A 12,180-nucleotide genomic window follows, 5' to 3' on the forward strand; every position below is an offset into this window, starting at 1 on the left:
CGTTAAATCTGCCATTGATGAAATAGAAAAAATGCTGCCTTAGGCTCTTAACAGCGCGGCAAACATCGTATCCGCTTTTTTATCATAACCGTTTAAAAGCTGCTGCTCTATCAACGTCAAACCGCTTTCTTTCAGAAAGTTCACCTGCGCTTCATTTTCTTCCGCAAAAACGGAGCAGGTGATATATAAAAGAAAACCCCGCGGATTTAAAAAGCGTACCGCATTAGCGGCAATGCGCCGTTGCAAAGCCGCATAGGTTTTTATCATGGAGGGGTCGAAATAGGTCAACTGCTCTGGCGTGCGGGCCCAGGTGCCGCTACCGCTGCAAGGTACATCGGCAATGATCAGATCAAAACATTGTGGAATACTGCCTTCAGCGGCATCGGCAATGAAAGAACGATAGCCCGTGATCCCCGCTTCGGCAAACCGTTTTTTAAGATTGGCTAAAATTGAAGGCCGAACGTCAGACACGGTCAATTGAATATCCTTTAAGATATCGTATGCCAACAACGATTTTCCGCCGCTGGCCGCGCAGCAATCCCAAACCGCGACTTTCTTGCGGGATGGCTGAAAGTGATCCGCAAAGGTTTTTAATAACAGGCCTACGCGCTGTGATGAAAAATCCTGGATGACCGCTTCTTTATTCAATTGAAGCACCTGCTCGATTTTGGAGCTGTTCGGCAGGCGCACCGTCGCACCGGATCGTACATAATCCATTTTTGCAGCCTCGAGTTTATTAATTACTGCGTTTTCAAACTCTGGCCTAAGGCGGAGAAAAAGATCCGGCTGAACCAGATGAGCAGCTTCAAACGCCGCGCGCCCCACGCCATCGCTCAATGGATTGGCGAACGCAAAAATTGCTTCAGGAGGAGCTTCGGGCAGGCCGAACTGCTGGAAAAACTGACGCCAGTCTTCACCCCAATCGAGTTGACTTAGCTGGTAGCCTTTCAACATTTTTTGTAACACAGTTAACCCGGGATAAGATTTTCCCAAACGGAAAAAACTATAACATAGGGTTGCAATTTGCCTGCGGTCTTTGCTTCCAAATTTTTTATGCTGCGCAAAATAGTTTTTCAGAAAATAAGCAAACGGCATTTGACCCTGGTAGTCAGTAACAATCGAAACAGCGCTGTTCAGGTGAGCGTAAAATCTTTTAAACAATGGCTGATCCAATTTAATTTCTGGCATGTCGGTAATTAAAAAAATGGTTCGTGTTTCCACGAACCTGTATTTTTCTCTTTCTCTTCGAAAGAGCTACAATTCAATTTATAATGTTAACCCGATAGCTGATCAAAACTTCTACAACTCGAGCAGGGTTTTAACCGGATCTTTTTGAATGAGCAACAGGGCCGGGTTTTCAAGCAATTCTTTGACCCGCACCAAAAAGCTCACCGATTCGCGCCCGTCAATAATTCTGTGATCATAGCTCAATGCCACATACATCATCGGACGGATCACCACCTGCCCGTTGACAGCCACTGGACGCTGGATGATATTGTGCATCCCCAAAATCGCGCTTTGCGGAATATTGATGATAGGGGTACTCAACATTGATCCAAAAATACCACCATTGGTAATCGTGAACGTACCGCCGGTAAGATCCTCTGCCGTTAATTTGCTGTTTTTCGCTTTGGTAGCCAGCTCTATCACCGCCTTTTCGATTTCAGCCATACCCAGGCTTTCCACGTTTCTGATCACAGGGACGGTCAGGCCGCGCGGCGTGCTTACCGCAATGCTGATATCCGCATAATCATGGAATAAAATCTGGTCTCCGTCGATATAAGCGTTTACAGTCGGCCATTCGGAAAGCGCGATGGCGCAGGCTTTCGCGAAGAAACTCATAAAACCAAGTCCCACACCATGGGCTTCTTTAAACTTATCCTTGTATTTGCTGCGTATGTCCATAATCGGCTGCATGTCCACCTCATTAAAAGTGGTGAGCATCGCCGTCGTATTTTTCGCTTCAACCAGCCTGCGGCTGATCGTTTTGCGAAGATTGGTCATTTTTTCGCCGCGTTGGTTACGCCCAAACAGCTCGCCGCCGTCGAAAGATTTTTTGCCAGGATTGGCCAACGCTGCTAAAACATCTTCTTTAAATATTTTGCCCGAATGGCCAGAGGCCTTTACGGTTTTGGGATCTACTTTTTTATCCGCAATAATCGCCGACGCTACCGGAGTTGCCTTCACATCTTTGGCGGGAGCGTCCGCTTTTTGGGGCGCTTCTTTTTTGGCTTCAGCCTGAGGCACAGGCGCGGCTGCTTTTGCCGGTTTGCCGACTGTTTCTTTAATCACTGCGATGGTATCACCAATCTTGAGAGTATCGCCTTCCTTCACCGAAGTTTCCACAATGCCCGCCAGTTCGGCGTTCACTTCAAAAGTTGCTTTTTCACTTTCGAGTTCGGCAATCACTTCATCGCGCTCCACATAATCGCCCGATTGCTTCGCCCATTTGAGAAGGGTCACTTCGCTGATCGATTCCCCGACAGTCGGTATTTTCACCGGAGTTTCCTTTCCGGTTGTTTTTAATGGTTCGGCTTCGGCAGCCGGAGCGGCTGGCTTTTCTACGGCAGTTTCCTTTTCTTCGGAAGGCGCGCTTTCGGCCGGCTTTTCGGGTTTAGCTGCGCTATCGTCGATAGCCGCAATAGTGTCGCCGATATGAATGGTTTCACCTTCCGCCACGCTGGTCGTCAAGACGCCGGCCTTTTCGGCGTTTACTTCGAAAGTGGCTTTTTCGCTTTCCAGTTCAGCGATCACCTCATCACGCTCCACGTAATCTCCCGTGTTTTTTACCCATTTTAAAAGCGTTACTTCACTTATTGACTCGCCCACGGTAGGCACCTTAATATCGACAGCCATAAATACTAATGATTTTTATAGAATAGTGTGGCAAATTACGTAAAAATGATAAAAAACCTCTCTTTATTGAGAGAGTAAATGTGTTTTCATAAAAGGATAGTAAAAATATCACTTGAATTAGTGATAACTTGCTACAAATGCTTCAACTATCTTTGATTCAAGATGAGCATCCCCCCCATTCAAGTTGTCGTTTTTGATGATAATGCGTACAGAAGAGAAAGCCTCTCGCTGTTGATCAACTCTTCTCCCAAAATGCGTTGTGCGGGTACTTTTTTTGACTGTAGCAATGTTATTACCGACGTCAGAAAAACCAACCCGGATGTAGTACTTATGGATATTGATATGCCGAACGTAAACGGTATTGAGGGCGTAAAGCTGATCCGGATGAATTTTCCGAAAGTGCAGATATTAATGCAGACCGTTTTTGAGGATGATGATAAAATATTCGCTTCGATTTGCGCGGGGGCCTCGGGGTATATTTTAAAAAAATCGACACCGGCTCAATTACTACAGGCCATCGAAGACGTGTATAACGGCGACGCTGCTATGACGGCGTCCATCGCGAAAAAAGTGTTGACTGCGTTTCAAAAAAATGTGTTCTACGAAAACAACCAGGAAATATCGCTTACACCGCGGGAAAAGGAGGTTTTGAGTTACCTGGTGAAGGGTTTCAGCCACAAAATGGTCGCGTCGGCCTGCACTTTAAGCATCCACACGGTGAACACGCATATCAAAAAAATATATGAAAAACTTCAGGTGAATTCGGTAGCTGAAGCGGTTGTAAAAGCGCTTCAGCAAAAACTGATATAAAAATCTCATGTTTAGTTTTGAATATAAGAGGGCGGAATGTCTATTCCGCCCGATATTCAAAATCTTATGCTTTATCCCTTAAATAGTAAACGCTGTATTTACAATTTCTTCCTGCTCCGCTTTATGAATTTTCATAAAACCGGAAGCCGTTGAAGCGCTTGCCTTGCGGCCGATGATACCATAATTGATATGTTTCAAATTCATTTGAAGGAAGGAGGCCGCTCCCATATTCAGAGGTTCTTCCTGAACCCAGTACCAAACGGCGTTTTTATATTTTTTGTACAGCGCCTCTAACTGCTTAGCGGGCAGCGGATAAATTTGCTCCAGCCTTACAATCGCCACATCCTTGCGGTTTTCTTTTTGCTTACGGTCTAATAAATCGTAATACACTTTACCACTACAGAACAGCACTTTTCTCACATCGCCTGCCTGCACCTCCGCATCATCGATCACTTCCTGGAACGAACCAGATGTGAAGGCATCTTTCACAGAATAAGTGCCCGGGTGACGCAGGTTGGCCTTGGGTGAAAAATTAACCAGCGGCTTTCTGAAAGGCCATGCCAGTTGCCGACGCAATGCGTGGAAATAATTGGCGGCCGTGGTAAGATTGGTCACCACGATATTCAACTCTGCACTGGCAATTAAGAATCGCTCCATACGCGCACTACTATGTTCAGGGCCCTGTCCTTCATAGCCATGAGGCAACAGCATTACCAGCCCGTTCATGCGGTTCCATTTTTGCTCCGCGCTTGTGATGAACTGATCGATAATTGTTTGAGCCCCGTTTACGAAATCTCCAAACTGCGCTTCCCACAACACAAGCGCATTGGGCGACGCCAAAGCGTAACCATATTCAAACCCTAACACCGCATTTTCACTGAGCAAAGAATTAAACATGCGGATTTTACCTTCAGCGCCGGGAATATTGGCCAACCTGTTATAAGGCGCATCATTTACTTCGTCGCGCAACACACAGTGGCGCGAACTAAAGGTTCCGCGGCCCACATCCTGTCCGCTCATTCTTACATCAGCGCCATCCAGCATCACACTGCCAAACGCCATCAATTCGGCAGTAGCCCAATCAATTTTATTTTCTTCGTTAAACAGTTTGATTTTATCCTTCAATAATTTATCTACCTTTTTCAAAGGCGTAAAACCTTCGGGCAGCGACATGATCGCATTGAATACTTTATCGAAGTCAGCTTCTTTAACGGCCGTTACGGGACTTTTTTCAAAATCTTCTGCCGTTGCTTTTTTCAGCTGTTTCCATAACAACTGAGGCGCCTGGTATTTGTAAGGTAAAGGCCGCTGCTTCACATCGTCGAGGCGATCCTGCAAATCGGCCCAAAATTTCGTTTCCATCTCCTTCGCCAGGTCGCGTGCATCTTCTTCCCCGTTATCCAATAAATATTTTACATACACTTCGCGTGGATTGGGATGCTTGTCAATCAACGCATACATCGCCGGTTGCGTGAACTTCGGATCATCGCCTTCGTTGTGGCCATGCTTGCGGTAGCAAACCATGTCTATAAATACATCATCATGAAACGTGCTGCGGTAGCGGCTGGCAATTTCAGCGCATTTAACGACTGCTTCAGGATCATCACCATTCACATGCAATACCAGGCTTTGTGTCATCGCGGCGAGAGAGGTACAGTAATCGGCACTTCTTGCGTCGGAGAAATCTGTAGTAAAACCGATTTGATTATTAATTACAAAATGAATGGTACCGCCAACGGCGTAGCCGGGCAGTTTTGACATCTGTAACAGTTCATAAACGACGCCCTGGCCTGCAATAGCGGCGTCGCCATGAATGAGGATCGGTAGCACTTTGTCGTATTGCTCGTCGTGTAAGATATTTGCCGTGCTTCGCGCAAATCCTACTACCACTGGATCTACGGCTTCAAGATGCGACGGATTTGGCATCAATTTTAAATGTATCGTATTACCGCCCGTTGTTTCTACTTCACTTCCAAAACCAAGATGGTATTTCACATCGCCGCTACCCATTGTTTGATTGATCTCCCCTGTTCCCTCAAATTCGCTAAAAATCTGTTCGTAGGTTTTACCCAGGATATTCGCCAGCACATTCAACCTGCCGCGATGCGCCATTCCTATCACCACTTCTTTCACATCCAGCTCAGCCGATTTATTGATAATGGCATCCAACGCTGCGATGGTAGTTTCGCCTCCTTCCAGCGAAAACCTTTTCTGGCCCACATATTTTGTGTGCAGGAATTTCTCGAACATTACGCCCTGGTTTAGCTTTTCCAGGATGCGTTTTTTTTGTTGCAGCGGCAAAGGGTTAGCAAAATTCCCTTCGATTTCCTTCGTGATCCAATCCACTTTGCGCTGATCGCTGATATATTTGAATTCAACGCCAATGTGGCTGGCGTAGCATTTTTGTAAATGCCCGAAGATATTCTTTAGCGTGGTGGTGCCGAGGCCAATTAAATTGCCCGCTTCAAATTCAGTGTTGAGGTCGGCTTCGCTGAGGCCGTAAAATGAAAGTTCGACGTTGGCGCCACGATCCTTTCTTTTTTTAATAGGGTTGGTGTTGGCCAGCAGATGCCCTTTGTTTCGATAACCTAATATTAAACGATAAACAGCGAGCTCCTTCCGCCAGCCATTTTTTGATGTAAGCGCTGACGGCGCGCCGGTGGCATGCGCGGCAGCGCCATTAGCATGTCCGTTGCCATTATTTACGGCGAAATCAAAACCTTCAAAAAATTTTCGAAATTCGTCGTCGACGTTCTCAGGGTTAGCAACAAACTCATTATACATATTCTCAATAAAAGCCGGAGACGAGTTTGTAATATAGGAAAAGTCTTTCATTATAAATGAACCGTTAATATATAAAAAATATTTTTAATAAAATTTGTAACGTATACAGATTTTTTTGCTTTCGAAGTTATCTCAGCGAAATTAGGATATAATTTTTATCGCTCACAATAAAGATGTGCAAAAAGCGTTAAAAAAGCCTGCGATTTAAAAGGTGTGCTACCAATGCGGATGGGCATATGCTCCGGAATTTCGAATAAAAAAAGAAAAATTGTTTCTTTTGTACAAAAAATCCTTACCTTTGCCGTCCAAAAATTAAAACAGATGGCCAATCATAAAGCTACAAAGAAAGATGCACGTCAGGCAGCTAAACGTCGTGATAGAAACAGGTATTATGGTAAAACTACGCGTAATGCTATCAGGGACTTAAGGGCAACTACCGGCGAAGAGGCATCAGGCAAACTTTCCTCTGTTGAAAGTATGATTGATAAATTAGCTAAGCGCGGCGTTATTCACCGCAACAAAGCGGCGAATTTGAAAAGCAAATTAGCCAAGAAGATCAACGCAGAAACAGCAAAATAATTTTTGCTTCAACCTTATAATGACAAAGGAAGGCTATCGCCTTCCTTTTCTTGTTTCTATTATGTAATCTTAGCGAGTGGTGGTGGTGGCCCCTCCCGCCAGCGACAAGTTCACCGGTTTATTGGTTTTCCAGTTGCCCCTTGTAAAGTCGGGTATATCGATCGTTCTTGACTTATCCGCCACCGAATGTTCGCTAACGATACCCGCCGCGCTCCATAAAACGCCATCATATACGTCCTGATCGAGCGGCAGGCCGTTGCGCAGGCAGTCGATGAGGCGCCAGTCCATAATAAAGTCCATGCCGCCGTGGCCGCCTACTTTTTTCGCCAGGTCGCCGATATGCCTCACGATTTCGGGGGTATATTTTTCTTCCAATGCCTTCATTTCTTCTTCCTTCAACCAGCTGTGCCCGAAAGCTATTTTCGCTGGAGTAGGATACTTTTGAGCAAAGCCTTTGGTGCCGCTTATTGTGTGTAACCTGGAGTAAGGACGCGGCGATGTTACATCGTGCTGAATCATGATCGTTTTTCCTTTGTTGGTGCGGATGATCGATGTATTCATATTGCCTCTAAACTGCTTCGTGGTGTATTTTTTATAGAAATCGTCTGCTTCGGCTTTTTGAACGGCCATCTCGTGCATTTGAAAATCGTTGGTACTCATCGACACCAGGTGATCCATTTTATCGCCCCTGTTAATGTTTAAACACTGGGCAACAGGACCTAACCCGTGGGTGGAATAAAGATTGCCATTCCGCTTTGCGTTTTCCTCAAGCCGCCACATTTGGTCGTAGGATTTTTTGTTGAAATTCATCTGTAACAGATCGTGGATATAAGCGCCTTCGGCATGCACTAACTCCCCAAAAACGCCCTGCTGCGCCATGTTCAGCGTCATCAACTCGAAGAAATCGTAGCAGCAATTTTCGAGCATCATGAAGTGCTTTTTTGTTTTCTCCGAAGTTTCAACCAGCTGCCAGCATTCGTCAAGCGTAACGGCGCAAGGCACTTCGCAGGCGGCATGTTTGCCGTGCTCCATGGCATAAACGCCCATTGGAGCGTGCATCGACCAGGGTGTGCAGATATACACGAGATCGATATCATTGCGCTGACAAAGATCTTTCCAGCCTTCCTCGCCGGTATACTCCTTTGCTTTTGGCAGGCCGGCTTTCTCGAGTGTCTTTTGCGAATTGGCCACCCGCTCGGGCCGATGATCGCAAATAGCCACGATTTCTACTTCTTTAATATGACTCATGCGGCTAACGGCGCCACTGCCGCGGTTGCCGACGCCAATAAAGCCAATGCGTACTTTTTCGAGTTTGGGGGCAGCATAGCCGCTCATGTTAAAATGGGCGGAACGGTTTTGGGCTAGTTGGGAGCGCTGCATTTCTCCGTCGCTGATGGCAAGGGCAGGTAAATCGACGGCAAGCGCGCCGGCACCCAATGCAAAATTTTTCAGAAAACTTCTGCGTTTGTTATTCATTATAATTCATTTTGGGATTGAAGAGTGAATTTACCCCAAAATAAATTAGCAATATCGCGCAACCGTTTGTGCAGATATTACCCCAATGATTTGACCAGCGGCCAACATAGAAATGCTGGCCCGTGAAAATTAGTTTGATGCTGCTTCGATCGCCAGCTTTACGCTGCCTTTTTCGATCAGCAGTTTTTTGGCTTTTTCGTAATCGTCCATCCCAGTGCGCTCCATGATCATCCGCGTGCCGCGGTCAATCAGTTTGTCGTTAGTCAGTTGCATGTTTACCATGCGGTTGCCCTCTACCCTGCCGAGCTGAATCATAACAGAGGTAGAAATCATATTCAACACCAGCTTCTGCGCGGTGCCGCTTTTCATACGGGTGCTGCCGGTAACAAACTCGGGCCCCACAATTACTTCGACGGGGTGGTCGGCCACTTTGCTGATATCAGCATCGGGATTGCAAGAAATGCTTCCTGTGATAATGCCGTGTTCCTGGCAATGCCGCAGCGCGCCTTTTACGTAGGGCGTCGTTCCGCTTGCAGCAACGCCCACTACCACATCCTTTTCACAGACTTTATGTTCTTTCAGATCATTCCAGCCCTGCTCCTCGTCGTCTTCGGCGTTTTCGACGGGCGTAGTAATCGCTTTGTTACCACCCGCTATCACCCCAATAACAACACCGGGCGGCATGCCATAGGTGGGCGGTATTTCGCTCGCATCCAGTATGCCCAGCCGCCCGCTGGTGCCGGCGCCAATATAAAAGAGGCGGCCTCCGGACAGCATTCGGTCCACAATAGCATCCACCAGCTTTTCGACCTGGCCCAAGGCGGCTTCCACAGCCACCGGAACCGTTTGATCTTCTTTATTAATAGAAGCGAGCAACTCGCTAATGCTCATTTTTTCAAGATCATTATAATGGCTGGGTTGTTCTGTTACTTTTTGATTCATATTTATTTATTGTCATACACTGGCGGCCGATCAACCCGCTGCTTTATAAAATTGTCTACATATCCCGGTGAAACTCAATCAAACCTTTCATAGGTTTTTGCAATATTCTTCCCAGTTCGAAATTATAAGTCGCGCAAAGATCTTTAATCACATCTTTAAAGCCAAAAGCAATACCGCCGACAAAATTAATCGGATATTTCCACGCTTCGTTATATTTAACAAGATGGGTGAAGAAAAAATCATTTAGGCCATCTTCAATTATATTTTCGACCATATAATGGCCGCGGTTATCGGCCAAAAACCGCGCAAAAGAGGCGAGATACCGGTTGGGCAAAGGCTTTTTATAAACGTTTTCCAGAATTTCGGTTGCAGTAGTAACATAGGCCGCGTCGAAGCGCGCTCTTAAATCTTCGTCAAATGTATTATACAAATAATATTGCAGCACTTTTTTGCCCAGGTAGGCGCCACTGCCTTCATCTCCCAGTGCGTAGCCCAGTCCGGGATTATTCTTTTTTATTTTCTTACCATCAAAAAAACAGCTGCTTGATCCGGTTCCTAAAATGCATGCAATGCCTTTGCTGCGGCCGCAAAGCCCTATAGCTGCGCCCTCTACGTCGTGCGTCACTTTAACCGATGCGCCACGAAACACTTTTTTTAGGGCATTTTTTACCAGTTTATTATTTTGTGGGTTAAGGCAACCCGTGCCGTAAAAATAAACTTCGGCCACCTCCGCCTTTTTCAGTGACGGCACCAAATCCTTTCGAAGCAATTCGGCAATTTGCTCCTCTCCCAGAAAATAGGGGCTGATACCCAGCGTCTCAAGCGATTTTACTTTTCCGTTTCTTAGAAGGCTCCATTCGGTTTTCGTCGCACCGGCATCTGCTATTAATATAGTTCGTGACATCAAAAGTTGTGGTTTAAGAAAATAATATGCTAATATAAGTATCAATCCCATCCGAACCATGTTTTTGATGGATTGATTGCAGCCGCAGCATTTCATCCTGTTGAATTTGGAATTTAAGGTTCAAACAATTTTAATTTACTTTGCATGCGTTTATGAGGCCAGTTGACAATAGACTGCCCTTTTGAGAACAGGTCGCTAAAAAAAGATAACAACTACCGGATGAAAAGGAAATTTGAGGTTTGGTTACCGCTGCTATTGTCGATAGTGATGATCCTTGGCATGTATATCGGCTATAGGTTTGCCACAGGACAGCCCAATAAAAAGATTTTTAAGCTCGATAAAGCTACCGCTTTGCAGGAAGCGCTGGATATTATCCGCACCCGCTATGTAGATTCGGTGAAGATTGACACGCTCGAAGCCAATGCTATACAGGAAATGATGAGCGAGCTGGATCCCCACTCTGTTTATTTGCCACCGGCCGCACTGAAAATGGCGGATGAAGACCTGTCGGGAAGTTTTGACGGTATTGGCGTTGAATTTAGCCAGATCCGCGACACGGTAAATATCCTGCATGTTTTCAAAGAAGGCCCCAGCGACCAGGCCGGTATTGAAATTGGCGACCAGATTTTGCAGGCCGATGGTGTGCGCCTCACCGGAAAAGATATCTCCACTGATAAAGTTATCAGCGTGATAAGAGGCAAAAAAGGCTCTGTGGTTGAGCTCGAATTATTCAGGAATGAAAAGAAAAAAACCGTTCAAGTAACCCGCGGAAGCATTCCCAAACCCTCCGTTTCCGCGGCATATATGATGAACAAGCAAATCGGATTCATCCGTTTGGATGAATTCACAAGCACGTCCTACCGCGAGTTTATGGAAGCAATGGAAAACCTGAAAAAGCTGGGTATGACGCAGCTGATATTTGACCTGAGAAGCAATCGCGGCGGCTATATGGACCAGGCTATTGAAATTGCCGATGAATTTTTAAACGGCGACAAGCTGATCGTTTACACGCAGGGCGTCAACAGCCCGAAGACTGAGTATCGTTGCAAAAGGCCCGGTATTTTTGAAGAAGGAAAATTGGTGGTGTTGATTGATGAACTGAGCGCCAGCGCCAGTGAAATTGTAGCGGGCGCACTTCAGGACTGGGACCGCGGCAGCATTGTGGGCCGTCGCAGTTTTGGCAAGGGCCTGGTGCAGGAACCGTTCCTGCTTAGCGACGGATCGGCCATGAGGCTCACCGTTGCGCGCTATTACACACCCATCGGGCGAAGCATTCAAAAACCCTACACCGACGGTAAGAAAATTTATATGGACGAAGTGTGGCAGCGCTATGCCACTGGCCAGCTCTATTATGCAGACAGCAATAAGATCAGCAACGGCAAAGCTTATAAAACCAGCGGCGGCAGAACTGTGTATGGCGGCGGCGGCATCATGCCCGATATTTTTGTCGGCCTCGACACATCCAGCTACTCCAGGGAGATCAATAAAATTCTTTTAAACGGCTCTTTTAATGATTTTATTTTCCATTATTTCCTGGATAACAAAAAAATATTAGACCCCTATCCTAACCCTCAGGTCTATAACTCCAAATTTGATCCCGCCGACGACATGTGGCTGAAGTTTACCCAATGGGCGCAAAAAGACACGGTCAACCTTTCGGGCGTGCCCCTCTTTGAAAAAGAGCGGTTGGAAGACCGGATGGAAGCGCAGCTGGCGCGTTATAAATGGCGCGATTCCGGTTTTTACCAGGTGATGAATACAAAAGATACCGTAGTGCTGCGGGCTATACAGGAACTGCAGAAGTAGCGACGACACGGCGCCACTTTAAA

The 12,180-nt window shown here is 46.3% G+C and carries 9 protein-coding genes; 3 read left to right on the forward strand and 6 right to left on the reverse strand.

Going from position 1 to position 12,180, the window contains the following annotated elements; translation table 11 throughout:
• Positions 1-39: 39 nt before the first annotated feature.
• Both ABDK00_RS13045 and odhB read right to left on the reverse strand, forming a co-directional pair.
• Positions 40-1,188, reverse strand: a complete 1,149-nt coding sequence (locus ABDK00_RS13045) for an Fmu (Sun) domain protein (RefSeq protein ID WP_346236958.1) — start codon at positions 1,186-1,188, stop codon at positions 40-42.
• Between the two features lie 111 nt (positions 1,189-1,299).
• A complete protein-coding gene (odhB, locus tag ABDK00_RS13050) occupies positions 1,300-2,856 on the reverse strand; it encodes a 2-oxoglutarate dehydrogenase complex dihydrolipoyllysine-residue succinyltransferase (RefSeq protein WP_346236957.1) in 1,557 nt (518 codons plus the stop codon).
• A 162-nt stretch (positions 2,857-3,018) separates the two neighbouring features.
• Between odhB and ABDK00_RS13055 the strand changes: the two genes are divergently transcribed.
• Positions 3,019-3,666 (forward strand): response regulator transcription factor, encoded by a 648-nt coding sequence (locus tag ABDK00_RS13055; RefSeq protein WP_346236956.1) that lies wholly within the window; start codon positions 3,019-3,021, stop codon positions 3,664-3,666.
• A 78-nt stretch (positions 3,667-3,744) separates the two neighbouring features.
• On the opposite strand, the gene ABDK00_RS13060 is transcribed toward ABDK00_RS13055, so the two are convergent.
• Positions 3,745-6,501, reverse strand: coding sequence for a 2-oxoglutarate dehydrogenase E1 component (locus ABDK00_RS13060; protein WP_346236955.1), 2,757 nt, complete (start codon positions 6,499-6,501; stop codon positions 3,745-3,747).
• Between the two features lie 270 nt (positions 6,502-6,771).
• On the opposite strand from ABDK00_RS13060, the gene rpsT reads away from it, so the two are divergent.
• Complete coding sequence (gene rpsT, locus ABDK00_RS13065; RefSeq protein ID WP_346236954.1) at positions 6,772-7,029, forward strand: 30S ribosomal protein S20; 258 nt, start codon at positions 6,772-6,774, stop codon at positions 7,027-7,029.
• A gap of 69 nt (positions 7,030-7,098) precedes the next feature.
• On the opposite strand, the gene ABDK00_RS13070 is transcribed toward rpsT, so the two are convergent.
• From ABDK00_RS13070 to ABDK00_RS13080, 3 genes are all read right to left on the reverse strand, one after another.
• Positions 7,099-8,505, reverse strand: coding sequence for a Gfo/Idh/MocA family oxidoreductase (locus tag ABDK00_RS13070; RefSeq protein WP_346236953.1), 1,407 nt, complete (start codon positions 8,503-8,505; stop codon positions 7,099-7,101).
• Positions 8,506-8,634: 129 nt separating this feature from the next.
• Entirely contained in the window at positions 8,635-9,447 is an 813-nt protein-coding gene (murQ, locus tag ABDK00_RS13075; protein ID WP_346236952.1) for an N-acetylmuramic acid 6-phosphate etherase, read from the reverse strand.
• A gap of 55 nt (positions 9,448-9,502) precedes the next feature.
• The gene (locus ABDK00_RS13080; RefSeq protein ID WP_346236951.1) at positions 9,503-10,351 is read right to left on the reverse strand and encodes an N-acetylglucosamine kinase; all 849 of its coding nucleotides are present in this window, start codon (positions 10,349-10,351) and stop codon (positions 9,503-9,505) included.
• Positions 10,352-10,570: 219 nt separating this feature from the next.
• Between ABDK00_RS13080 and ABDK00_RS13085 the strand changes: the two genes are divergently transcribed.
• Positions 10,571-12,157: a S41 family peptidase gene (locus ABDK00_RS13085; protein WP_346236950.1), complete on the forward strand. Its 1,587-nt coding sequence runs from the start codon at positions 10,571-10,573 to the stop codon at positions 12,155-12,157.
• The last annotated feature ends 23 nt before the right edge of the window (positions 12,158-12,180 follow it).

It is taken from the genome of Niabella insulisoli, assembly GCF_039652435.2.
Classification (GTDB): Bacteria; Bacteroidota; Bacteroidia; order Chitinophagales; family Chitinophagaceae; genus Niabella; species Niabella insulamsoli.

Excerpts from the sequence above, each read along its gene's own strand:
- murQ (WP_346236952.1), bottom strand. The coding sequence starts at position 9,447 with ATGAATCAAAAAGTAACAGAACAACCCAGCCATTATAATGATCTTGAA.
- ABDK00_RS13085 (WP_346236950.1), top strand. The coding sequence starts at position 10,571 with ATGAAAAGGAAATTTGAGGTTTGGTTACCGCTGCTATTGTCGATAGTG.
- ABDK00_RS13055 (WP_346236956.1), top strand. The coding sequence starts at position 3,019 with ATGAGCATCCCCCCCATTCAAGTTGTCGTTTTTGATGATAATGCGTAC.
- ABDK00_RS13080 (WP_346236951.1), bottom strand. The coding sequence starts at position 10,351 with ATGTCACGAACTATATTAATAGCAGATGCCGGTGCGACGAAAACCGAA.
- ABDK00_RS13070 (WP_346236953.1), bottom strand. The coding sequence starts at position 8,505 with ATGAATAACAAACGCAGAAGTTTTCTGAAAAATTTTGCATTGGGTGCC.
- odhB (WP_346236957.1), bottom strand. The coding sequence starts at position 2,856 with ATGGCTGTCGATATTAAGGTGCCTACCGTGGGCGAGTCAATAAGTGAA.
- rpsT (WP_346236954.1), top strand. The coding sequence starts at position 6,772 with ATGGCCAATCATAAAGCTACAAAGAAAGATGCACGTCAGGCAGCTAAA.
- ABDK00_RS13060 (WP_346236955.1), bottom strand. The coding sequence starts at position 6,501 with ATGAAAGACTTTTCCTATATTACAAACTCGTCTCCGGCTTTTATTGAG.
- ABDK00_RS13045 (WP_346236958.1), bottom strand. The coding sequence starts at position 1,188 with ATGCCAGAAATTAAATTGGATCAGCCATTGTTTAAAAGATTTTACGCT.